We start from the raw sequence: 22,997 nt of genomic DNA, 5'->3' as shown, positions 1-22,997 counted from the left end.
GGAGCCCGTCGCCGTCCGGTCCCGGCGACCCTGGCTACGGCGGGGCGCCTCGTCGACGCCCGAGGCCGCACCGGACGTCGTCCGTCCGGTGCGGAGGCCGGGTTCGTCGGCTCAGCCGAAGGCCTCGGCGGGCACGGCGCGCACCACGTGCTGGGCGGCCGTCGGCGCCAGCTCGCAGGCCCGGTCGACGTCGCGGTGCAGGACGAGGACGCGGATGCTGGAGTCCTCGGTGACGACGATGTCCATGGCGCACATCGACTCCGAGGTACGGACCAGCCGGGCGGCCCGACCCTCCACCTCGGTGGAAGACGCCTCGATGAGGCCGTCCAGCGTCCACTCGTCGATCCCGCGATAGGGGTCGACGGAGACGGCGAGGCCGTTCTCGTAATCCGAGGCCAGGTCGATCAGGATGCAGTCGCCCCGGCCCTCGGCGCCGTCCCGGTAGCCTGCGTCGCCCGCCATCCCGAGCTCGTCGATCAGCTCGTCGCTGACGAGGTCACAGCTCGACGTCCGTTCGAGGTTCGGGTTGGGCTCCAGGTCGGCGGGCGGGTCGGTGGACGTCTCCTCCTCGGCGCCGTCGGAGGGCTCGGTGGAGCCCGACGGGTCAGCGGGCTCCGCCGACGGCTCCAGGAGGTTGCCCACCTCGGGGAGCGGCGGCGCCGAGTTCTCGACCGGGCTGGCCTGGCCGGTCTGCGGGATGGTGCAGCCCGTCAGCACGAGCGCTCCGACGACGAGCAGGCCTGCCGCCGTCAGAGAAGTCCTACTCGGTATCACTGCCGCTCTCCTGGTGACCACCTCGGCATTGTGCATGACCGCCCTGGTGGAACGGCCCGGTTTGTGCTGCCTGGTGCTCAGTCGTTGTCTGGTTCCGACTCGGGGTCGGCGATGACGGCGGCTCCGGCGGCGCTCTCGGCCTGGTGGAGAAGGCGCTCGAAGACCTGGCGCAGAACCTGCGGATCGGGCTGGGGCAGCCCCATCAGGGCGCTCAGGTACAGGCCGTCGCCCACCAGCCGGATCGTCTCGGCGGCCACCGGGTCGCCGATTCGCTCGACGAGCAGGTCGGCCCAGTTCCCGAACACCGCGCGGAGGATGTCGGCGGCCTCCCGGCCGATCTCCGAACTGCGCAGGTTCGCGATCACCGACCAGTAGAGGCCGGCCTCCCGCTGGTCGACGGGCACCGACGTCTCGAGGAAGAAGCGGACCGCGTCCAGACCCTCCATCGCCCTGGCCTGCGTCAGCTCGGCTGTTCCCTCGTCGGCGAGTCGGTGCACCAGCCCGGTCAGCAGGTCGTTCTTCGAATGGAAGTGATAGAGCAGCCCGCCTTTGGAGACCTCGGCGGCGGCGGCCACCGCGTCCAAGGTCACCGCCGACAGGCCGTGGCGGAGGAGAAGGTCCTGCAACGCGTCGAGTATCCGGTCGCGGGTTCGGCTGCTCACCGGGTGAACTGTAGAACACACGCGACTCTGTACCGTCCGGACGGTACAGTCGGTGCCATGAGCAGCTCATCCGTTCCCGCGTCGACGCCCGCCGGTCTGCCCGGCGGGCGGGCCTGGGCCGCGCTCGCCGTGCTGACCCTTCCGGTCCTGCTCGTCTCGGTGGACAACACCGTGCTCGGGTTCGCCGTCCCCACGCTGAGCGAGGACCTGCGCCCGAGCGCATCGCAGCTGCTCTGGATCGTGGACGTCTACTCGTTCGTGCTGGCAGGCCTGCTCGTCACGATGGGCGTGCTCGGCGACCGCCTCGGCCGCCGACGGCTTCTCCTGCTCGGCTCGGCCGGGTTCGGCCTCGCCTCCGTGGTGGCCGCCTACGCGCCCAGCGCGGAGGTGCTCATCGCCGCCCGTGCCGCGATGGGTTTCGCGGGTGCGACGCTCATGCCCGCGACCCTCTCGCTGATCCGCAACATCTTCGTCGACCGGCGACGGCGTCGGATCGCCATCGCGGTGTGGTCGGCCGCCTTCTCCGGCGGCGCGGCACTCGGTCCGATCCTGGGCGGCTGGCTGCTGGAGCACTTCTGGTGGGGCTCGGTGTTCCTGCTGAACCTGCCGACGATGGCCCTGCTGCTGGCGATCGGCCCGTGGCTGATCCCCGAGTCCAGGGACCCGGCGCCCGGCCGCTTCGACCCGCTCAGCGCGCTCTACTCGCTGCTCGCCCTGTTGCCCGCGGTCTACGGGCTCAAGAAGTTCGTCGAGTCCGGGATCTCGCCCGTCGCCACGCTCGCCGTCCTCCTGGGCGTCGGTTTCGCGATCGTGTTCGTCCGCAGACAGCGACGGCTGGACACGCCGATGCTGGACGTCTCGCTCTTCGCCCATCGGACGTTCTCCGTCGCCGTGCTGACCAACCTGCTCGCGGTGTTCGTCCTCGTCGGCTGTCTCTTCCTCCTGACGCAGTACCTCCAGCTGGTCCTCGGCCTCCGACCCATGTACGCGGGCCTGCTGCTCCTGCCCGGCCTCACCGCTGCGGTGGTCGGCTCGCTGCTGGCCACGCGGCTGGTGCGGCGCTTCGCGATGCCCGCCCTCCTGGCGTCGGCGCTGTCGGTGGCCGGCCTGGGCACACTGCTGCTCGTGGGCGTGTCCGTCGACGGCGGCCTCCTGATCGCCTCGACGGCGTTCGGCCTGATCGGCCTCGGCGTCGGCGTCGCGGAGCTGCTGACCAACGACGCGATCCTGGCCTCGGTGCCCGCGCGGCGGGCGGGAGCCGCCTCGGCGGTCTCGGAGACCGCATACGAGTTGGGCGCGGCGCTGGGCATCGCCGTGCTCGGCAGTGTGGTGGCCGCGGTCTATCGGAACGGACTCGCGGAGGTGCCGGGCGTCGACGCAGGCCACCTGTCCGCGGCGGCCGAGACGCTGGGCACGGCGATGGGGCTGGCCGCCGAGCTCGCCGCGCCCGCGGGCGGCGCGTTGGCCGAGGCGGCGACCGGGGCCTTCGTGGCAGGCATGCGACTGACCAGCGTCCTGGGCGCGATGATCATGGTGACGGCCGCGGCGGTCTCCTGGCTGTCGCTGCGCCGCGTGACCCTCGACTCCGCGGCCGAGGACGGGCCCGGCGAGTCCGAGAGTCGCCTTGACACCGACAGCACCCGGTAGCAAGGTTGGTTCATATAGTGCGTACTCTCCGCACTATATGAACGGGGGTTCGGGTGGCGCGGGTGACAGGGTCTCTGGAGGACCAGCACGCCTCGGCGATGATCGACGGCAGGCCCGTCGCCGTGCTCGCGACGACGGACGAGACCGGCAGACCGCACAGCGCCTTGATCTCCTGGTTCGTCCTGCTCGACAGCCACACGCTCGTCGCGGCCCTGGACGGCCGCGGCCGGCACTGTCGGAACCTGCGGAACGACCCGAGGTTCGCGATGCAGATCCTGGCCGACGACCTCGTCCTCGCGGTCGGCGGCCGAGCCGAGTTCCTCACCGCCGAACTGCCCTCCGCACCGTTTCCTGCCGCCGTCGTCCGCCTGGTGCTCGAGGCGGTGGCGGATCAGCGACAGCCGCAGATGCGCTTCCGGGGGCCCGGTTACGAGTTCGACGCCGCGAAACGACACCGCGACGGCGTGGAACGGCAGGTGCTCGCGGAGCTGGCCGCCACCGACCTTCGGCCGCCGTGGCCGATCGGTCGGGACGACTCCGCCTGATCGATCGCAGGTTGTCCGTCGCGGGCCCGCAGCACGAGCGGTCCGCCCGATCCCGCCGAAAGGACTCCCAGCAATGAAGCTGAGCATCTTCTCGGTCACCGACCATCACCCGGCTCGTGACCGCAGCATCGCAGCCTTCTACGACCAGCTCTTGGACGAGATCTCCTACGCGGAGGAACTCGGCTTCGCCAACTACTTCGTGGCCGAGCACCACTTTCACGAGTACGGCATCGTGCCCGCGCCCGCGGTGCTGCTCGCCGCCGCGGCGCGGCAGACCAGTCGTATCGGCCTGGGCGTCGCGGTCGCGGTACTGCCCTTCCACGCGCCGATGGTGCTGGCCGAGGACTACGCGATGCTGGACCAGCTCTCCGGCGGCAGGCTCGCCCTCGGCGTGGGCTCCGGCTATCTCCCGCACGAGTACGCGGGCTTCGGCGTGGACCAGGCGGAGAAGCGCACCCGGTTCGACGAGGCACTGGAGATCCTGACCAGGGCGTGGACCGGCGAACCGGTGCACTTCGACGGCGAGTACCACCGGTTGTCCGGCGTCCGGGCGGCCGTCACGCCGCTGGCGTCACCGCCGGTGTGGGTGGCGGTGATCCGTCCGGAGGCCGCCTACCACGTCGGGAGGCAGGGCCGGAACATCATGCTGATCCCGTACGCCTCCGCCGAGGACATCGATCACCTCGGAGAGGTCGTCACCGCCTACCGCAAGGGCTTCGCCGAGTCCGGCGCGACCGGGACCGGCGACGTCGCGGTGGCCCTGCACACCTACGTCGGCGAACGACCGGACGTCGAAGACGAGGTCGGGCCCGCCCTCGCCCAGTACACCGACACCCGGCTGTATCACAAGAGCCACCGCAGCTACGCACAGCTCGACGCGGCGGAACTGGTCCTCTTCGGCGATGCCGACCTGGTCTCCCGACGCATGGACCGGCTGGAGGAACTGGGTGTCACCCACCTGTTGGCCCTGGCCAACTTCGGTGCGCTCGCCCCGGAACTGGTGACCGCGTCGATGAAGCGGCTCGCAGGGCTGGCCTCGGCCCGGGGCGAGAATCGGTAGGCGTCCCGCCCGGTCTCGCGCGAGCGGGATCGGGCCCGTGAGCATCCGCCGGGTTCGACGCCGTGACCGTGCCGCCGAACGCCGTGACCGTGCGGGCGGCCCTTCCGGGGCCGCCCGGTCGTCGCGGAGGATGCAGGGCGACTCGGTCGTGCGCTTCACTCCGCCGGCTCGGCGGCTGGGGCGCATCCGCGGATCACCACGGCGCGCTCCGCAGCGCGTCGATCAGCCTGCGGTCGCCTGCGGGACCGCCGCGGCATCGGTCAGGAAGGCCTCCAGCGACGAGGCCAGTGCGATCGGGGTCTCGTCGGCGGCGTAATGCCCCGCGTTGTCGAAGACCTCGACGCGCGCGTGCGGGTGCCAGGCGAGCCAGGTGCCGCGGAGCACGTCGGCGCTCAAGGCCGGATCGTGCTCGCCTGCGATGACCAGGATCGGGGTCGAGTCGCCCAGCACCGCCTCGTGGAAGTCGTGCCGTGCCCAGTCGAGGAGGTAGCTCCCGAACGCCGGGACGGACGAGGTGGCGAGCGAGTGTCGCACCATCGCGTCCAGCCAGACGCCGGTGTGCCGGTTGCCCGTGGTCAGGTCGATGATCGCCCGACGGTTGTCCGCGCTCTCCGCGGCACCGGCGAAGAGCTGCCAGGCCTGGTCGTCGAAGGGGACGCCGGAGGCAGGCACCGGGGAGACGCCGACTACGCCGGTCACCCGGCTCGTGTCCGCGGCCAGCACGGCGGCGGCGGCCTTGCCGCCCATCGAATGCCCTAACAGGGCGAACTCCGACCAGCCGAGGTGATCCGCCAGCGCGAGCACGTCGGAGGCGATCTCGGCCATGGTGTACTCGCCGCTCAGCTCGGCGGCCTCCCCGTAGCCCCGGACGTCGACGAAGGCGTAACTGAAGCGAGTGGTGTCCAGCAGGGGGCGCAGCGCGCGGAAGGCGGTGCGGTCGGAGAACCAGCCGTGCAGCGCGATCACTCGGATCGGGCCGTCGCCGTGTACGTCGTGAGGCAGGATCGTCACATCAGCTCCTCGCAGTACGCCGCCGCTTCGGCAGTTGATCACCGGTAGCGACCAGCTTCGGGGTCGGGCGCCTGCCTGTCAACGGTGTGGTTCCATCGGGCGCACCGCAGCGGCCCCCGATTCGGCGGTCCCCCGACCGGGTGACAGTGAGCGGGTGTGTCCGTGTTCGGACCGTCGATCGCGGGACTACGTGCTGGCGGCAGCCCTTGTCGTCGGGCCCACGCCGTCGCGATTCGGGCCGGCGAGTGCGTCGATCAAGACACTCGATCGACGAGCCGAACTTTCCACGGGATTCGTCGGCGGGCCGGTCGATGGACGCCGCGATCCCCCGCGGCGTCGTCGGTTCGGAGCCGCCGGCTGAGCCTCGGAGCCGCTGGGCCGCCGGCAGGAGTCGGGCTGATCGTCGGACTCGGGGATCGCCGGAACTCAGAGCTGTTCGCTGGAGCTCAGGGCCTCGGCGGCGCGCAGCACCGAGGGCGCGACGACCGTCTCGTCGCGCCTGCCGATCGCGACGACGCCCACGCTGGCCACCGCGGGTCCGTTCGGCGGGCGGATGGGCGCGGCGATGCCCCATGCGCCCTGTTGCAGCTCGCCGCTGGTCACCGAGTAACCCAGCCGCCGCGCCTCGGTGATGGCCTCACGCTCACCGGGAACCGGCGGTCTGCCCGCGAGGATGGCGATTCCGGAGGCGCCCCGCTCGGCCTCATGGCGGGCGCCGACCCGGTAGGCGACGTGCGTGATCGTCTTCGACGGCTCGGCGACGGCGACGACCACGCAGCTGTTCTCGCCGTCCAGTGCCGTGACGAAGGCCGTGGCCTGGGACATCTCCGCCAGCTCTCGCAGCTGATGGGTGAAGGTCCGCCTCAACTGGGGAAGCACCGAGGAGGCCAGCTCCAAGAGGCCGAGGGCGAGTTGGTAGCGCCCCTCGTCGGTCTTGGTCACCAGACGGTTGGACTGCAGCGTGCCGATGAGCCGGTAGACGGCGGTGCGTTCGATGCCCAGTCGCCGCGACAGCTCGCCGTGCGGCAGGCCGTCCGGGTGGTCTCGCAGCTCCCAGAGGATCCGCAGCCCGCTGTCGAGCGTCTTGGCGCCGCGCGGCGGGCCGCCGGACTCTCCCGAGTCGGTCGACGAAGCGGGCTCGGCGGACCTGCGCACCGGGTCACGACCTCTCACTGTCGGATGATCTTCGCTCCCGAAATCCAGGAGGCTCATTGTGCACTGTCCACGCGGTCGCGGGCCGGTCGCGGGGGAATGACCCGGGTCGTCGCAGTTCACGCGGGGCCGGCTCCTGCGTCAATTTTCAACCTACCGCTTTTCCGTGCATAGGGCACTATGTGAACAGTTTGAGTAGAGTGTGCACTTATGGCATCCTGCTCTCAGGTTCCACCGGGTCCGATCGGGGTCGGGCGCGGCCGGAGTGCCGCATCGCTGGAAGGTGGTGGAGTGGCAGTGTCGATCACCCGAGCGCAGGCGATCCGACGGTATCCCGAGCTGTCATCGCTGGCGAAGATCAAGGACGCGGGCTGGGACTTTCACGTCCTGGTCGATGATGCGGGCGATCCGTCGTGTCTGGTCGGTTATCGCAGCAGGCGCCAGTTCATCGACGCCATCTACGTGTACGACTCCACCGAGACCACCGCGATTCGCATGGTCGTCGACCGTCCCGGCTCGCCGGGAGGCATCCTCTGGCAGTCCTCCGGAGTCCTGGAGGACACCCTCTCCGAGCTGCTCGCGCTGCCCGCGCCCGGCGAACGGCACGCGCCGGTGCTCACCCGCAGGATGGGAACACTGCTCGGCTTCGTCTGAACCCGCTCGGCTGGGAAGGCCTGCGGCGAGTCCTGATCGCTTACTCCACTGACGGGTCGGATCGGCACCGTCAGCACGTCTTGTGCGGACTACGACGTCGCCGCCGACCACGGCGAAGCACTCCGCACAACAAGTCCGGTCCGGCGACGATGTGCTGCCCCCACACGTCGCCGGACCGGATGTGGTCACCCGAGGGTCACTCGGCGCTCCGGCGTTCGGCGCCTCACGCCGCCGTGCCTCCCCTGCCTCGGAGGTGGCTGCGAATCGCCAGCGGCGCCCCGGCCAGATCCTCGTCGTTGCACAGCAGTTTCACGTCGTAATACGGCGACCCGGCTCGATCGTCGTAATCGAGATGAATCGCGATCACATCCACCGGCTCGCCAAGCCATTCCTGCGCCTGACGCAGCCAGGTCGCTGTTCGCTCGAGGGCGGTGGGCAAGTCGTCGTCCCGGAATTCCACCGGGCGGTAGGGCACTCCTTGAACCTGGTCTCGCTCGTGTTCCGGCCGAGGCAGAGCGATCGCCAGGCCGGACTCGTCGAGTTCGAGTTGGATAGTTTCCTCACTCACTCCCAAAGCCTGTCCTAGTGTGTGCGACCAGGCAACTCCCACGGGTGTGATGACGCGCTCGCTTCGGCCGTCGTCGCAGCTCGGCGGCGGAGGCCGCTCCCGGATGCGATCTCGTCGAGGCACGAGTATCCAGGTGGACATGCGGTCGATGTGGCGAGGAGCGATCTCCTTCGGGCTGGTCAATGTGGCTGTCCGGCTCTACGCCGCCACCGAGGACCACGACTACCATTTCTTCCAGTTGCATCGAAAAGATCATGGCCGGATTCGCTACAAGCGGGTGTGCACCGTGTGTGGCGAGGAGGTCGCGTTCGATGAGATCGCCAAGGGCTACGAGATGGACGACGGCAGGCTGGTCGTGCTCGAACAGGAGGACTTCGCCCGGCTGCCGATCACCACCGAACGATCCATCCAGGTGCTGGAGTTCGTGCCGGTGGAGAGCGTGGACCCGATCTACTTCCAGCGCAGCTACCTGCTGGAGCCGGAGAACCCCTCGGTGCGGCCCTATGTCCTGCTGCGGGACGCCCTGGAACGGGTCGGCCGCCTCGCCGTCGTCAAGATCACGCTGCGGCAGCGTGAGACCCTGGCGATGCTGCGGGCCAGGGACGACGTGATCGTCCTGCACACCATGCTGTGGCCCGACGAGATCCGGCCCGCCGAGTTCGAGTTCCTGGGCCAGGACGTGCCCGTCCGCCCGCAGGAGCTCGACATGGCCACGTCGCTGATCGAGAACATGACCGGCGAGTTCGATCCGACCGAGTTCTCCGACGACTACCAGCGGCTCCTCGGTCAGCTGATCGAGGCCAGGGCGGCGGGTGCCGAGGTGCCCGCCGGACCGCAGGAGGAGCCCGAGGGCGGCGACGTCATCGACCTGATGACCGCGCTGGAACGCAGCATCGCCCAGGCCCGGTCGGGGGACGAGACGACGAAGGAGAAGGAGCGGACCGGGCGCCGTTCGACCGGCCGGAAGCAGCCTTCGGGCGGCGGCCGGACGACCACGAAGACCGGCTCGGACAGCCGGGCGAAGTCGGGTTCGACGAAGGCGGGCTCGGCGAAGACGGCGTCGGCGAAGTCGGGTTCGGCGAAGGCGGCGTCGGCGAAGGCCGAGAGCGCGGGCGACGACGTCGAGGCCGACACCAAGGCCGCCCAGGGGGACAAGGGACGGACGTCTCGGCGCAAGACCGCCGGGCGCAGACGCTCGGCCTGAGTCGCGGCGTCGGCCGTCGCGACGGACGGAGGCGGCGGCGAGTGTCTCGCTGACCCCGCTCGGATGCCGCCCGCCGCTGCTCGACGCGCCGTCGTCGTCGCCGTCCCCCGTCAGACGCCGTTCGACGGCGCCTCTCGCCTCAGGCGGGCGTCCAATCGGTGTTGGCCCCGCAGAGCACCACGGCCGGGAGTTCGCCGGGGACCAGCCCCGCCTCCCAGGCGGCGAAGGGCGTCGCCGCGGCGGGCTCGACGGCGATGCGGAACTCCTCCCAGAGCCGGTCGCGGGCGGCGAGGATCTGCTCGTCGCGGACCAGCTCACAGGACAGCGCTCCGGCCCGGCCGAGCTCGCTGAGCACGGCGAAGGGCACCGTGCCGACACGGGACGCGCCGAGCCCGGAGGCCGCCACCGAGTCGACCTCGGCGTCCACCGGCCCGCCTGCCTGGACGGCGCGGTACACGGAGCAGCAGCCGGTCGGCTCCACGGCCACCGTGCGACGGTCGGGCGCCGCCGCCGACACCGTCCCCGCCGCCAGTCCGCCGCCGCCCGCAGCGACGGCGATGACGTCGACCTCGGGTGCGTCCTCGACGACCTCCAGCGCCACGGTGCCCTGGCCCGCCACCACCGCCGGGTCGTCGAAGGCGGGCACGTACCGGGCACCCGTCTCGACGGCGGCCCGCGCAGCGCCCTCGGCGGCGTCGGCGTACGACGGGCCGAGTCGGACGAGGCGAGCGCCCAGCGCCTCGATTCGGCGGGCCTTGCCCGCGGGCACCGTCTCCGGCACGTAGACGTCGGCGGGCAGCCCGGCGAGTCGCGCGGCCATGGCGACACCCAGGCCGTGATTGCCGCCCGACGCGGTCACGACCCTGCCGGGGCGCTCGCCGCTGAGCATGGCGTTCAGCGCGCCGCGCAGCTTGAAGGACCCCGTCCTCTGCAGGTATTCCAGCTTCAGCACGAGCGGCCTGCCGTCGAGCTCGACGGTCATGATCGGGGTGCGACGCGCGTGGGGCCGAATCCGGTCCGCGGCCTCTCGGACGGCCTTGCGGGCGAGTTCGGGAGTCTGGATCGTGGGTGAGACGCTGAGAGTCACCCGTACCACTGTGCCATCCCGCCTCGGCGGCTCGGGGAGGCCGCCGCCGTGGCCGATCGGCGTTGACGCCGTCTCGCCTCGGCCGTCGCTCACTCGTCTGGACGAGGGAGCAGTCCTCATGATCACCAGCAGTCTGATCGACTTGGCGTGAACGCGGGCAAGACTCCGATATCGAGTGATGGTCGTCGCCGGAGTGAATGCGGACAGCGGCGGCCGTGGCGCTCCGCGTCGGATGGCCGGATTGCCGAATCGCGGGATCGCGGCTTCGCCCGTGAGGGCGGGGCGTGCCGGTCCGACGAGGCGGAGTCGACCCGTGACCACCTGCCCGTCCGCGCCGTGTCGAGCCGCCCGTTCCGGCGCTCCGGTCCGGCTCGACACCGCCGGAGTGGGCGTGGGACGACGCGGCGCGGCGCCGCCCCACGTCCACTCGCCGTCCCCCGAGAAGGGGACGTCGGCGGCCGGTCGTCGCCCGATCCGTCTGGCGGTTCGTGGACGTCCGGGGCTGAGAACGCTAGGCCGCATGATGATCTTCGTCAATAGGTCTGGACCAGTTGGCGGAGCAGGCTGAACGGACCGGACCAGCCCGGATGCCGCCGCCGGTACGCAGGCCGGCCGCCCACGGCGTCGGCCGAGGTGGTAGGCAGTGATCGTGACGAACACACCGTGGCCCGCGGGCACCGCCACCGCGATCGGCTCGATGCCGGGGACCGACGCCATGGAGGCGGTCCGGATCGTGCTCGGCGAGCTTCCGGACCTGCCGCACCTGCCCGAACTGCCCGACCGCGGTGTCGGCGCCGACCTGCTGGGTCGCACGGCGGCGCTGCTGGTCGCCATGCCCGTCGAGGTGGTCCCCTCCGGATACCGGCTCGCCGCCCGTTCCGGACTCGACCAGCGCCGGGCACAGGACCTGATGCGCATGGACCTGGACGCGCTCGACGCGGTGCTGCAGGAGACGGGCGTCCGCCCGGAGCGGCTCAAGGTGCAGCTCGCCGGGCCGTGGACCTTCGCGGCGAGCGTCGAGCTGCCCCGCGGCCATCGCCTCCTCACCGACGCCGGAGCCCTGCGCGACCTGGTCGAATCGCAGATGGAGGGCCTCACCGCCCACGTCCGCGAGCTGACCGAGCGCACCGGAGCGCAGATCGTCGTCCAGATCGACGAGCCCAGCCTGCCCGCGGTGATCGACGGACGGCTGCCCACGCCGTCAGGTCTGGATCGGGTGCCCGCCGTGCCCGCGCCCGAGGCGCAGAACGTGCTCGCCGGTGTGGTGGCGGCGGCCGAGAAGGCCACCGGGGCGCCCGTCCTGGTGCACTGCTGCGCGCCAGACGCGCCCTCGACCCTGCTGCGCGGTGCGGGTGCGGGAGCCGTCGGCGTCGACCTGACGCTGCCGTTGACCGAGTCCACCACGGCCCTGGACGCGATCGGCGAACTGTGGGACTCCGGTGCGACGCTGCTGCTGGGACTGCTGCCGGGGACGGACCCCACCCGTCCGCCGACGCTGCGCGCGGCGGCCCGACCCGCCTTCGAACTCGTCGACCGGCTCGGATTCCCCCGTGCGCTGCTGGCGACCAAGGCGGTGCCCACCCCGGCATGCGGCTTCGCAGGCGCGTCCCCGGAATGGACCAGGACGGCCATGACGACGCTGCGCGAGCTGGGTCGAGTGTTCCTCGAGCCTCCCGAGGACTGGTGATCGCGCGAGCGATCGGGAACGGACAGCACAATGGGCACTGTGAAGAGATTCCTTCGTCGGCTCTGGCCGGCGCGAACCGAGTCGGACGCCCTCCCTGATCGGGAGCCGCCCGCCGAGGGCGACGCCGGACGCGCGGCGGCGGAGTTCTGGGCACGCTGGGAGCTGCTGCTTCCCGAGGTCAGCGCGGCTCTCGGCGACGGGGAGCCGGATCGGATCGAGAACCAGCTCTGCGCGTCGGTCGCCGCGTTGCATCCCGACCTGCACTTCTCCCTCGAACGGGGACACCGGGCCGTCTACGCGCTCGTGATCAGCGCGCAGGGCGACACGGCCCTGCGGCCCTACACCGACGCATGGAAGGCCGCCGCCCCCTCGGACGACACCATCTGGGAGTACCACGACTCCGTGCCGCCGGTCCCCGACCCGAACGGCGTGACGGTCAACCTCGGCGAGCATCGGCTGGCGCTGGCTCAGGTCCGGGTGGCGGCGCTCGTGGACGAGGAGGCGGGACTGGTGGACGTCGCCGTCTTCCACCCGCTCATGTCGGAGCTGGCGGACGCGGCGAAGGCGGCGATGACCTTCCTACCGCTGGACGCCACACTCGGCGAACGACTCGCGGGCGACCGGCTCGGTCGAGTGGAGACCGCCGAGCAGGAGCCCCAGGGCGCGATCGACCTGCTGGAGCTGCGGACCCTCGTCGAGGAGCTGGACGAGGCCCTGCGGCCCAGGACGGTGGACGCGGCGCCCGAGGCGGGCACGTCGGCGGCGGAGACGCCGGACACGCCCGAGGCGCCGCCCGCGCAGGAGACCGAGTCCGAGAGCACGGCCCGTCCCGCAGGGCCGATGCCGACGGGCGACCCGGACGGCGCGGGCTCCGGCCCGTCGGACGGGCGCGCCGATCAGCCGGGCGGCTCGCCCGCGGCGGAGGGGAAGGACGGCCCCGCGACCTGAGGGCGTCCCGCCTGCCCCGGGCCGACTGACGGAGACCCGCCCTGCCCCGGCGCGGACCAGGCGCCCGCGGGCCTGTCGCCGTCGGCGTCGACGGTCGACGGGTCGACGCGCGTGCCGGGGATGACGGCGGCCGTCCACGGCAGGCACGAGGAGGTCGCCGCGACGGCGGACACACTCCCCGTTCCCGGACTGCCGCCGCCTCGGGCCTGATCACGGTCGACGGCCCGACGCGCGCAGGCCCTCCGTGACCCGGGCCCTCCGTGACACGAGATCGACATGACACGGGATCGGCAGGCGCGGCCGGGCGTACTCAATCCTCGGAGGGACGGCGCTCACGGCCCCTGCCGCGTGGGGGAACGCCGTCCGCCTCCGACGCGCCTGCGCCACCCGGCAGCGGCTCGATGCGAATCCGGGTGATGCGTCTGCCCTCCATCTCCGTGACGACGAACCGCCGGTCCAACGCCTCCAGCGAGTCGCCCGGCGCCGGAATCCGACCGAGCCGGAACAGCAGGAAGCCGGCGAGGGTGGAATACGGCCCCTCCGGGAGCGTGAGGCCGGCGCCGTCGGGCACCTCGTCATGGCGCAGCATCCCGTCGACCTCGATCACGCCTGCCCTGGCCTGTGCGTCGGGCCGCAGCTCGGGGTCGTACTCGTCCTGGATCTCGCCCACCAGCTCCTCGACCAGGTCTTCAAGGGTGACGATGCCGTCGGTGCCGCCGTACTCGTCGACGACCACGGCCAGATGCGACCCGGAGCCGCGCAGCTGAGACAGGGCGGGCAGCAGCTCCTTGCTGCCCGGCAGCAGCACGATCTCGCGCACGACGTCGCCCACCCGAAGCCCCCCGGCGCCCCGCTGGACGGCGGTGAGGACGTCACGGACATGGACGAAGCCCAGGACGTCGTCGGCCGACTCGCCGATCACGGGATACCGCGAGTGCGGCTGGTCGATGATCTCCTGTGCAGCCTCGGCCAGCGGCACGGTGGCCTCCAGGAAGGTGACCTCGGTCCGGGGCACCATGACCTGGCTGACGGTGCGGTCGGTCGCCTCGAAGACGTCCACCAGCACCCGCCGCTCCTCGGCGGTGAGCTGGCGGTGCGTGCTCACCATCTCGCGGAGCTCCTCCTCCGTGACCTCCTCGCTCTGCTGGCGCGGGTCGAGGCCGAACAGCCGGACCACCAGGTTCGTCGAGTGGGACAGCAGCCAGATCACCGGCCGGGTGATCCCCGCGATGCGGTCGAGCACGGGAGCCACGAACAGCGACACGCCCTCGGACTTCTGCAGCGCGAGCCGCTTCGGCACGAGCTCGCCGAGCACCAGCGAGAAGTACGAGATGACGATCGTGATCACCACCAGCGACAGCGTGCTCGCCAGTCTTTCCGGCACCCCCCAGCCCGCCAGCACGGGCTGCAACTCCACGGCCAGCGTCGCACCGCCGAACGCGGAGGCGAAGAAGCCCGCGATCGTCACGCCGATCTGCACCGAGGACAGGAAGCGATTGGAGTCGCCGTGCAGCTTGGCGACCTTCTCGCCTCGACGGCCCTTGCCCGCCATCGCTCGCACCTGGCTGCCGCGCAGCGAGACGAGGGCGATCTCCGACGCCGCGAAGAAGCCGCCGATGAGAATGAACACCAGGATGAGCAGGCTGTTGAGTAACGTGCCGTCCATCCGATCAGAATGCCCGGCTCACCGCCGTCTCGCCTCTTTCGTCCGTGTCCGTCAGGGCCGGCTCGTCAGCCTTATCGGTGGTGTGGCTCCGCCGCGGCCACGGCGTGGCGTGGGCGGCGCCCGGCAGGCGCGGACACCCCGGCACACTTCCGGGTGTGAGCCCGGCGGGCTGTGACCCCCGGCGTCGGTGGTCCCGACTAGCCTGCCTCCGTGACCAGCGAATCAGCCGAGGAGACGGCCGCCTCGACCGAGGCTCAGAGCGTCGAGGACGTGCCCGCGCAGGCGAGGGAACGACATGATCGCCTCGCCGAGGAGGTCACGGGACATCAGTTCCGCTACTACGTGCGTGACGCGCCCACGATCTCCGACGGCGAGTTCGACCGCCTCCTCGGCGAGCTCGCCGAGCTGGAGCGGCGGTATCCGGGCCTCGCGACCCCGGAGTCCCCGACCCAGCGGGTGGGTGGCACCTTCTCCACCGAGTTCAACGCCGTCGATCATCTGGAGCGCATGCTCAGCCTGGACAACGCCTTCGAGGAGGAGGAGTTGGCCGCCTGGGTCGACCGGGTGGAGCGTGAGGTCGGCCCCGACGCCCACTACCTCAGCGAACTCAAGATCGACGGACTGGCCATCAACCTGCTCTACGAGAACGGCAGGCTGATCAGGGCGTTGACCAGGGGAGACGGCCGCACCGGCGAAGACGTCACCCTGAACATCCGCACCATGGACGACGTGCCGGAGCGCCTGCACGGCACCGAGGAGTTCCCGATTCCCGAACTCGTCGAGGTGCGTGGCGAGGTGTTCTTCGTGCTGGAGGAGTTCACCGAGCTGAACGCGGGCCTGGTCGCCTCGGGACGCGCCCCCTTCGCCAATCCGCGCAACGCCGCGGCGGGCTCGCTGCGACAGAAGGACCCCCGGGTGACGGCCTCCCGTCCGCTACGACTCATCTGCCACGGGCTCGGCAGGCGCACCGGCTTCCAGGCGGAGCGCCAGTCCGAGGCCTACGCCGCGTTGCGTGCCTGGGGACTGCCCGTCTCCAGCCACACGAAGGTCCTCGGCTCACTCGCCGAGCTGCGAAGACATCTCGCCTACTGGGGCGAGCACCGGCACGACGCGGAGCACGAGATCGACGGCGTCGTCTTCAAGGTCGACGAGGTGCCCCTGCAACGCAGACTGGGCACCACCTCGCGGGCGCCGCGCTGGGCGATCGCCTACAAGTACCCGCCGGAGGAGGCCACCACCGAGCTGCGCGACATCCAGGTCAACGTGGGCCGTACCGGTCGGGTGACCCCGTTCGCGGTGATGGAGCCGGTGAAGGTGGCGGGCTCCACCGTGGCGATGGCCACCCTGCACAACGGCGACGAGGTCCGACGCAAGGGCGTGCTCATCGGCGACCGGGTGGTGATCCGCAAGGCGGGCGACGTCATCCCCGAGGTGCTCGGGCCGGTGGTGGACGCCAGGGACGGCACCGAACGCGAGTTCGTGATGCCCACGCACTGCCCGGAGTGCGGCACCGAGCTGCGTCGGGAGAAGGAGAGCGACGTCGACATCCGCTGTCCGAACGCGCGGTCCTGCCCCGCGCAGCTTCGGGAGCGGCTGTTCCACCTGGCGGGTCGGGGCGCGTTCGACATCGAGGTCCTCGGCTACGAGGCCGCGTCGGCGCTGTTGACCTCGGAGGTGATCACCGACGAGGGCGACGTCTTCGAGCTGACCGAGGAGAGCCTGCTGCAGGCGGAGCTGTTCCGCACCAAGGCGGGCGAGCTGTCGGCCAACGGCCGCAAGCTGATCCGCAACCTGGCCGCCGCGAAGGAACAGCCGCTGTGGCGGGTGCTCGTGGCCCTGTCCATCCGCCACGTCGGGCCGACGGCGGCGCGCGCGCTGGCCGGTGAGTTCGGCTCCCTGGAACGGATCGACGCCGCGGACGAGGCCGAGCTGGCGGCGGCCGACGGCGTCGGACCGACCATCGCGACGGCCGTGCGCGAGTGGTTCGCCGTCGACTGGCATCGTGAGGTGGTCGACAAGTGGCGCCGCGCGGGCGTCCGCATGGTGGACGAGCAGTACGACTCGATTCCTCGGACGCTGGAGGGCCTGTCCATCGTCGTGACGGGCTCGTTGGAGGGCTTCTCCCGCGACGAGGCCAAGGAGGCCGTGATGGCGCGCGGCGGCCGATCCGCGGGCTCGGTCTCCAAGAAGACGGCCTTCGTGGTCGTCGGCGAGGCCCCCGGCTCGAAGTACGACAAGGCGATGCAGCTGGGCGTTCCCGTCTTGGACGAGGCGGGCTTCCGGGTGCTGCTGGCGGACGGCCCTGAGGCGGCGGCGCCGCTGGCCGAGCGGCCCGCCGAGGCGGAGCCCGAGCCCGAGTCCGGGGCCGGGGCTGGGACCGAGACCGGGACTGGGACTGGGGCCGGGCCTGGGACTGGGGCGGCCGACGGAGCCGGTGCCGACGGGTCCGCGGACGGCGAGCCGGCGCCCCCGAAGACGAAGCGGGCGGGCGAGGGCAGACGGTCGCGAGCGAAGCGGACGGGCACGGCCGAGGGCGCTGCCGAGGACACGCCCGAGGAGAGCTCCGCCGCCGACTCTGGTACCACCGAGGCACCGGCGGCCGGGGACATGTCGGGGTCCGCCGCCCACGACGAGGAGGACTCGGCATGACATCCCACACCGGGCTGGATCTCGTCTTACGTCGGGCGGTCGCCGCCGAGTACGCCGCGATCGGCGAGCTGACCGTCGCCGCCTATCACGCGGACGGCTTCCTGGTGGGCGACGAGGGCTATGCGGCCACCCTGCGGGACGTCGCGGGCCGGGACCGGGAGGCGGAGGTGTACGTCGCCGTCGACGGGGCGGCCGAGGCGATCCAGCCGGACGAGTCCGGCGCCGTGCTCGGCGCCGTCACCGTCTGCTCGGCGGACAGCTCCTACGCCGAACTCGCCTGCCAAGGCGAGCTGGAGGTGCGGATGCTCGCGGTCGCGCCCGAGGCACGCGGCCGAGGAGTGGGCGGTCGCCTGATGGGCCAGGTGGTGTCCCTGGCTCGCGCGCGAGGCATGACCCGCATCGTGCTGTGCAGCCAGGACCGGATGCGCACGGCCCATCGACTCTACGAGCGATTCGGCTTCACCCGGCTGCCCGCCAGGGACTGGAGCATCGGCGAGATGCGGCTGCTGTCGTTCTCGTTGGAGCTGGGCGAGCGTGCGTGAACCGGTCGGGACGGCGACGGATCACTCGGTGATCGCCGAGGTCGCACACCGCCGCCTCGGTGTATCGTTGGTGTATGAGTCGCACCAATATTGATCTCGACGACGAGCTGGTCAGCGAGGCGATGAGACGGTACGACCTCACCACGAAGCGTGAAGCCGTGGACCTGGCATTGCGGCGGCTCGTGGGGCCGAGGGTCTCCACCGAGGAACTGCTCGCACTCCGAGGCGTCGGCTGGGACGGCGACCTGGACGAGTTGCGCGCCGGGCCGCCCGAGCATCCATGAAGGCCTATCTGATCGACAGCTCGGTATGGATCGACGTCCTGACCGACCGTCCCGGTGCGGCCCAGGACAGGTTCGTCGAACTGGCGGCGGAACCCGATCAGATCGTCACGACCGAACCGGTGCTCATGGAGCTGCGCGCCGGGGCGAACGGGCTGCGGCGGCTGCGCATCGAATCGGTGCTCAACCGGCTGCGACTTCGTGGAATCGACCCGGCGATCGACTTTCACTACGCGGCGGATCTGTATCGGAACGTGCGGATCTCCGGGCATACGGTGCGTTCGATGGTCGACTGCCTGATCGCCTCGGTGGCGGTGCGCACCGAGGCGATCCTGGTGCACAGAGACCGTGATTTCGAACGGATCGCCGCGGTCGCCTCAGATCTTCGATCCGAGTCACTGCTGACCTGAGACCGAGGACGGCTCTGGCGCGGGCCGTGACGTCGACGCACCACGCGACGACGCACCACGCGACGCGACATCGTCGGTCGAGAGCGTCCCGGACGACCCGCGATCGTCGCGTTCAGTTCGGGAGCAGGCTGGAGACGATGCCGGTGAGGTGGGCGAGTCTGGCGACTTCGGAGGCGCGGAACATGGGGCCGCCGGGCCTGCCGACGAGCAGGGCGCGTTCGGGCCTGCCCAGAGGGGTGACGGCCAGTTCGGTGCCGAGTTCGCGCCATGTCTCCGGTACCCAGTCCTCCTCGCCGTCGAGGACGAGCGACTTGTGCAGCGGCAGCCATGGCAGGCGCATCGAACGGGTCTCGGGAGCCGCGGTGCTGGCGGCGAGGCGGAACGCGCCGTCACCGTTCTCGGCGAACACCACCGCCCAGCCCGCACGGATGATCCGGGGCACGCCCTCGGTGAACACGTCCAACCCCTGGCGAGGGTTGGCGGCGACCTCTTCGATCAACTCCAGCTCACGGTAGGTGTCGAGCACGCCCGCGTAGGGCCGCACGGCGTCGACCTCCACGCCGTCCACCGACTCGGCGGCCGTGATCAGCACGTCCGGCAGCCTGCCGGAGGGCAGCTCCACCACCAGATCGTCGACGGCCAGCCCAGCGCCTCGCTCGACGACGTCGACGCTCAGGATGTCGGCACCCACCGTGCCCAGCGCACTCGCGACCGCGCCCAGCTTTCCCGGCTGGTCGGGCAGTTGCACGCGGATCAGGAAGGACACGGGTTCCAACGCCTCCAGTTGACTGCGCGGAACCTCGCCGCCCGCGCCACGATCGGCGGACCCCATTCGTTCGTCGTGGTCCGAATCGGAGTCGATGACCATTCTCGACCTCACCTACGGCGCCGCGTCGACTCCGTATGAAGCCGCCGCGACACCACCGCCGTCGGCCGAAATCATGGCAGACCACACCGTCGGTGAGATCGCCCGACCGAGTTCGATCAGAGTTTGGAACGAAATTTTCATCCGCAGGCCGGTGGAAGTCCACACCACGGCGGTCGGACGCCACCCGTGACGACCTGCGCGACGCTGCCCAATAGACTCGCGAGGTCTCGCACACTCACCGCGACCAGGGGGGCTTTCCAGTGCCCAGCATCTCCCGTGACGAGGTCGCGCACCTCGCTCGGCTGGCCAGGCTGTCCGTGACCGACGACGAGTTGGACATGTTCGCGGGCCAGCTCGACGTCATTCTGCGGTCGGTCGCCCAGGTCGGGGAGGTCGCAGCCGACGACATCCCGCCGACCTCGCACGCCGTGCCGGTCACCAACGTCTTCCGTGACGACGTGATCCGGCCGGGTCTCACCCGTCAGGAGGCGCTCGGCGGCGCACCCGCCGTCGAGGAGAACCGCTTCCGCGTCCCGCGCATCCTCGGGGAGGAGCAGTGAACAGCCCGTTGATCCGGCACACCGCGGCCGAGCTGGCCGCCAGGATTCACGCCAGGGAGGTCACCTCCGTCGAGGTGACCCAGGCCCACCTGGACCGCATCCAGGCAGTCGACGGGCGGATCAACGCATTCCTGCACGTCGACACCGAGGGCGCGCTCGCCGCCGCCCGCCGGGTGGACGCCGACCTCGACGCGGGCAAGGCTCCCGTCTCACCGCTGGCGGGCGTCCCGCTGGCGCTCAAGGACGTGCTGACCACCAAGGGCATCCCCACGACCTGTGGTTCGAAGATGCTCGAGGGCTGGCGTCCCCCGTACGACGCCACGGTGACGGCGCGGCTGCACGCGGCGGGCGTGATCGTGCTCGGCAAGACCAACATGGACGAGTTCGCCATGGGCTCCTCCACCGAGAACTCGGCCTACGGCGTCACCCGGAACCCGTGGGACACCGACCGCATCCCCGGCGGCTCCGGCGGCGGCTCCTCGGCCTCGCTCGCCGCCTTCGAGGCGCCGCTGGCGATCGGCACCGACACGGGCGGCTCGATCCGCCAGCCCGGCTCGGTGACGGGCACGGTCGGGGTGAAGCCCACCTACGGCGGGGTGTCCCGGCACGGACTCGTCGCGTTCTCCTCCTCGCTGGACCAGGCCGGTCCCTGCGCGCGCACCGTGCTGGACGCGGCGCTGCTGCACGAGGTGATCGGCGGACACGACCCGATGGACTCGACGTCGATCGACGCGCCGGTGCCGCCGGTCGTCGCGGCTGCCCGGCAGGGTGCAGCGGGCGATCTGCGCGGGGTACGGGTCGGCGTGGTGCGCGAGTTCTCCGGCGACGGCTACCAGCCCGGCGTCCTGCGGTCCTTCGAGGCCGCGGTGAAGCAGCTCACCGCGCTGGGCGCCGACGTCGTCGAGGTCTCCTGCCCGCACTTCGACTACGCGCTGGGCGCCTACTACCTGATCGCGCCGAGCGAGTGCTCCTCCAACCTGGCCCGCTTCGACGCCATGCGCTACGGCCTGCGGGTCGGCGGCGACGATCCGAAGCTGGGCGCCGAGGAGGTCATGTCCCTGACGAGAGAGGCGGGCTTCGGGCCCGAGGTCAAGCGGCGGATCATGCTCGGCACCTACGCGCTGTCCTCCGGGTACTACGACGCCTACTACGGGCAGGCGCAGAAGGTCCGGACGCTGATCAGCCGCGACTTCGCCGCCGCCTTCGACACCGTCGACGTGCTGGTCTCGCCGACCACCCCCACCACGGCGTTCCGCATCGGCGAGCGGGCCGACGACCCGATGGCGATGTACCTCGCCGACCTGTGCACCATCCCGGCGAACCTGGCGGGCAACGCGGCGATGAGCGTCCCCAGCGGGCTCTCGGACGAGGACGGCCTGCCGGTCGGGCTCCAGATCATGGCCCCGGCCATGGCCGACGACCGGATGTACCGGGTCGCCGCCGCCTACGAGGTCGCCCGCAACGCGGCCGCCGACGGCGCGCTGATCGACCGCGTGCCCGACGTGGCGGTCTGACGGCCGTGACCGACGGGGGAGGGAGTGCCGGATGCTGACCCGCATCGAGATCGACGGGTTCAAGTCCTTCGCGGACTTCGAGCTGGACCTCCCTCCCTTCCTGGTCGTCCTCGGTCAGAACGCGAGCGGCAAGTCGAACCTGTTCGACGCCGTGCAGCTGCTGCGCAGACTCGTGAGCGCCCCTTCGCTGTTCGACGCCTTCGCCGACATGCGAGGCGAGCTGTCCGAGCTGTTCCGGCGGTATGAGGGCGGCGACGGTGTCGCGCAGGCCGATCGGATGACCTTCGCGGTGGAGGTGCTGCTGGAGCCGGACGTCGTCGACCCGTTCGGCGAGGTCGTGGACGTGAGCCACACGCGCCTGCGATATGAGCTGACCATCGGTCTGCACATGGACCCGGATGGATTCCCGCGTGCTCGGGTGCTGACGGAGGCAGCCCGTCCGCTGTTGGCCAAGGAGGACAGTTGGCCTTCGCGGGCGGGAGTGTCCAAGGCGTTCAAGGAGGCCAAGCTCCGCTACAAGCGCACCACGGAGCTGCTGACGACCGGGTCGAACTCGCAGGGCAACCGGGTCTTCAAGATCGCTCAGGAAGGGAGCCAAGGCCGGCGACGGCAGATTCCCGCGCACTCCGCCGAGGCGACCGTTCTGTCGAGCATCACCTCGGCGGCCGAGTTCCCACTGCTGTTCGCACTGCGCCGTGAGCTGGAGTCCTGGCGCTTCCTCCAGCTCGATCCGGCCGCACTGCGTCAGCCGAGCACCCAGGAGCAGCGCGGGGACGTGCTCAGCGCCAACGGGGCCAACCTGGCGAAGGTGCTGCGCAGAATCGAGCGGACCTCGCGCAGCGCCTACGGCAGCGGCCTCGACGACATCGCCGCCGCGCTGGCGAAGGTCGTGCGTGGTTTCGCGGGGATCGAGGTGGAGGAGAACGCTGCTCGTGGTCAGTGGGAGACGTACCTGACCACCAGGGACGAGGGGCGGGTCAGCGCTCGGGTCGCCTCGGACGGAACCCTGCGGGTGTTGACGCTGCTCGCAGCCCTCCACGATCCCGATCACCGCGGTCTCATCTGCTTCGAGGAGCCGGAGAACGGCATCTACCCGCAGCGACTGCGGGAGTTGCTGGGGCTGTTGAGCAGGCTGGTCACCGATCCGACGGCCGATTCGGATCAGGACGAGCCGTTGACGCAGTTGATCCTCTCCAGCCATTCGCCCGTGGTGCTCACGGCCTTGGAACCCGCGGACCTGGTGGTCATGGACTGGACGACCAGAGTCAGCGACTCGGCGGGCGGTCGGATCTCACGAGTGCGGCGTGTCCTGCCGCCGCCCGCGGGTCAACAGGCTTTCGCGTTCAACGACCTGCCCGTGATGACCGTGGCGGAACGACGGGATCTGCCGGGGATCGACGTTGAAGAGGCGAAACGGGTGTTGGAGAGTTGACCAGGCCGCTTTCCTCTGTTCTCCTCGTCGAGGGTCCCAGCGATGATCTTTTCTTCCCGGGGCTCGTCGACCGGGT

22 protein-coding genes and 1 pseudogene are annotated in these 22,997 nt (G+C 71.0%); 15 read left to right on the top strand and 8 right to left on the bottom strand.

All coding sequences use genetic code 11. The features are described from left to right. Positions 1-111: 111 nt before the first annotated feature. Together AHOG_RS24165 and AHOG_RS24160 are read right to left on the bottom strand one after the other, a co-directional pair. Positions 112-774: a DUF3558 family protein gene (locus AHOG_RS24165; protein WP_157737025.1), complete on the bottom strand. Its 663-nt coding sequence runs from the start codon at positions 772-774 to the stop codon at positions 112-114. A gap of 77 nt (positions 775-851) precedes the next feature. Then, a complete protein-coding gene (locus tag AHOG_RS24160; RefSeq protein WP_093943371.1) occupies positions 852-1,436 on the bottom strand; it encodes a TetR/AcrR family transcriptional regulator in 585 nt (194 codons plus the stop codon). A gap of 57 nt (positions 1,437-1,493) precedes the next feature. Between AHOG_RS24160 and AHOG_RS24155 the strand changes: the two genes are divergently transcribed. The 3 genes from AHOG_RS24155 to AHOG_RS24145 all read left to right on the top strand — a co-directional run bounded on the left by AHOG_RS24155 (position 1,494) and on the right by AHOG_RS24145 (position 4,688). Further along, positions 1,494-3,083 carry an MFS transporter gene (locus tag AHOG_RS24155; protein ID WP_093943370.1) on the top strand — a complete coding sequence of 530 codons (1,590 nt, stop codon included), beginning with the start codon at positions 1,494-1,496 and terminating at the stop codon, positions 3,081-3,083. 62 nt (positions 3,084-3,145) lie between these two features. Then, on the top strand, positions 3,146-3,628 hold the full coding sequence (locus AHOG_RS24150) for a pyridoxamine 5'-phosphate oxidase family protein (protein ID WP_157737024.1): 483 nt from the start codon (positions 3,146-3,148) through the stop codon (positions 3,626-3,628). Between the two features lie 73 nt (positions 3,629-3,701). Then, positions 3,702-4,688, top strand: a complete 987-nt coding sequence (locus AHOG_RS24145; protein ID WP_093943368.1) for an LLM class flavin-dependent oxidoreductase — start codon at positions 3,702-3,704, stop codon at positions 4,686-4,688. A 222-nt stretch (positions 4,689-4,910) separates the two neighbouring features. Here AHOG_RS24145 and AHOG_RS24140 read toward each other — a convergent pair whose 3' ends face one another. After that, on the bottom strand, positions 4,911-5,699 hold the full coding sequence (locus tag AHOG_RS24140; protein WP_093943367.1) for an alpha/beta fold hydrolase: 789 nt from the start codon (positions 5,697-5,699) through the stop codon (positions 4,911-4,913). Between the two features lie 426 nt (positions 5,700-6,125). Further along, positions 6,126-6,872 carry an IclR family transcriptional regulator gene (locus tag AHOG_RS24135; protein ID WP_169725902.1) on the bottom strand — a complete coding sequence of 249 codons (747 nt, stop codon included), beginning with the start codon at positions 6,870-6,872 and terminating at the stop codon, positions 6,126-6,128. Positions 6,873-7,142: 270 nt separating this feature from the next. On the opposite strand from AHOG_RS24135, the gene AHOG_RS24130 reads away from it, so the two are divergent. Next, positions 7,143-7,505, top strand: a complete 363-nt coding sequence (locus tag AHOG_RS24130; protein WP_157737023.1) for a hypothetical protein — start codon at positions 7,143-7,145, stop codon at positions 7,503-7,505. A gap of 223 nt (positions 7,506-7,728) precedes the next feature. Here AHOG_RS24130 and AHOG_RS24125 read toward each other — a convergent pair whose 3' ends face one another. Beyond that, positions 7,729-8,073: a hypothetical protein gene (locus AHOG_RS24125; RefSeq protein WP_093943364.1), complete on the bottom strand. Its 345-nt coding sequence runs from the start codon at positions 8,071-8,073 to the stop codon at positions 7,729-7,731. Positions 8,074-8,176: 103 nt separating this feature from the next. Here AHOG_RS24125 and ku point away from each other — a divergent pair, with 103 nt between their 5' ends. Further along, positions 8,177-9,277 carry a non-homologous end joining protein Ku gene (ku, locus tag AHOG_RS24120; protein ID WP_245856420.1) on the top strand — a complete coding sequence of 367 codons (1,101 nt, stop codon included), beginning with the start codon at positions 8,177-8,179 and terminating at the stop codon, positions 9,275-9,277. Between the two features lie 139 nt (positions 9,278-9,416). On the opposite strand, the gene AHOG_RS24115 is transcribed toward ku, so the two are convergent. Next, entirely contained in the window at positions 9,417-10,364 is a 948-nt protein-coding gene (locus AHOG_RS24115) for a serine/threonine dehydratase (protein WP_376700096.1), read from the bottom strand. A 649-nt stretch (positions 10,365-11,013) separates the two neighbouring features. Between AHOG_RS24115 and AHOG_RS24110 the strand changes: the two genes are divergently transcribed. Then, positions 11,014-12,051: a methionine synthase gene (locus AHOG_RS24110; RefSeq protein WP_093944762.1), complete on the top strand. Its 1,038-nt coding sequence runs from the start codon at positions 11,014-11,016 to the stop codon at positions 12,049-12,051. Between the two features lie 30 nt (positions 12,052-12,081). Beyond that, positions 12,082-12,756, top strand: a pseudogene (locus AHOG_RS24105) (hypothetical protein); the annotation flags it as partial. Positions 12,757-13,309: 553 nt separating this feature from the next. Here AHOG_RS24105 and AHOG_RS24095 read toward each other — a convergent pair. Continuing rightward, a complete protein-coding gene (locus AHOG_RS24095) occupies positions 13,310-14,665 on the bottom strand; it encodes a hemolysin family protein (protein ID WP_093943362.1) in 1,356 nt (451 codons plus the stop codon). 210 nt (positions 14,666-14,875) lie between these two features. Between AHOG_RS24095 and ligA the strand changes: the two genes are divergently transcribed. The 4 genes from ligA to vapC all read left to right on the top strand — a co-directional run bounded on the left by ligA (position 14,876) and on the right by vapC (position 18,547). Then, the gene (ligA, locus tag AHOG_RS24090) at positions 14,876-17,314 is read left to right on the top strand and encodes an NAD-dependent DNA ligase LigA (RefSeq protein WP_245856419.1); all 2,439 of its coding nucleotides are present in this window, start codon (positions 14,876-14,878) and stop codon (positions 17,312-17,314) included. Continuing rightward, positions 17,311-17,856, top strand: coding sequence for a GNAT family N-acetyltransferase (locus tag AHOG_RS24085; protein WP_093943361.1), 546 nt, complete (start codon positions 17,311-17,313; stop codon positions 17,854-17,856). The genes ligA and AHOG_RS24085 overlap by 4 nt, the downstream gene beginning before the upstream one ends. A gap of 74 nt (positions 17,857-17,930) precedes the next feature. Further along, entirely contained in the window at positions 17,931-18,140 is a 210-nt protein-coding gene (locus AHOG_RS24080) for a type II toxin-antitoxin system VapB family antitoxin (protein WP_093943360.1), read from the top strand. After that, entirely contained in the window at positions 18,137-18,547 is a 411-nt protein-coding gene (gene vapC, locus AHOG_RS24075; protein ID WP_093943359.1) for a type II toxin-antitoxin system VapC family toxin, read from the top strand. Before AHOG_RS24080 ends, vapC begins: the two co-directional genes overlap by 4 nt. Before the next feature lie 112 nt (positions 18,548-18,659). On the opposite strand, the gene AHOG_RS24070 is transcribed toward vapC, so the two are convergent. Then, positions 18,660-19,313, bottom strand: a complete 654-nt coding sequence (locus AHOG_RS24070; protein WP_093944761.1) for an ACT domain-containing protein — start codon at positions 19,311-19,313, stop codon at positions 18,660-18,662. A 94-nt stretch (positions 19,314-19,407) separates the two neighbouring features. On the opposite strand from AHOG_RS24070, the gene AHOG_RS28910 reads away from it, so the two are divergent. From AHOG_RS28910 to AHOG_RS24055, 4 genes are all read left to right on the top strand, one after another. Then, on the top strand, positions 19,408-19,605 hold the full coding sequence (locus AHOG_RS28910) for a hypothetical protein (RefSeq protein WP_157737022.1): 198 nt from the start codon (positions 19,408-19,410) through the stop codon (positions 19,603-19,605). A gap of 70 nt (positions 19,606-19,675) precedes the next feature. Further along, the gene (gene gatC / locus AHOG_RS24065; protein ID WP_093943358.1) at positions 19,676-19,975 is read left to right on the top strand and encodes an Asp-tRNA(Asn)/Glu-tRNA(Gln) amidotransferase subunit GatC; all 300 of its coding nucleotides are present in this window, start codon (positions 19,676-19,678) and stop codon (positions 19,973-19,975) included. Further along, positions 19,972-21,489, top strand: coding sequence for an Asp-tRNA(Asn)/Glu-tRNA(Gln) amidotransferase subunit GatA (gene gatA / locus AHOG_RS24060; protein ID WP_093943357.1), 1,518 nt, complete (start codon positions 19,972-19,974; stop codon positions 21,487-21,489). The genes gatC and gatA overlap by 4 nt, the downstream gene beginning before the upstream one ends. A 31-nt stretch (positions 21,490-21,520) precedes the next feature. Continuing rightward, positions 21,521-22,921 carry an AAA family ATPase gene (locus AHOG_RS24055; RefSeq protein ID WP_093943356.1) on the top strand — a complete coding sequence of 467 codons (1,401 nt, stop codon included), beginning with the start codon at positions 21,521-21,523 and terminating at the stop codon, positions 22,919-22,921. Positions 22,922-22,997: the final 76 nt, after the last annotated feature.

This window comes from Actinoalloteichus hoggarensis, from assembly GCF_002234535.1.
Taxonomy (GTDB): domain Bacteria; phylum Actinomycetota; class Actinomycetes; order Mycobacteriales; family Pseudonocardiaceae; genus Actinoalloteichus_A; species Actinoalloteichus_A hoggarensis.
The sequence above is the reverse complement of the archived record's forward strand: the minus strand, read 5'-3'. Positions and strand labels throughout refer to the sequence as shown.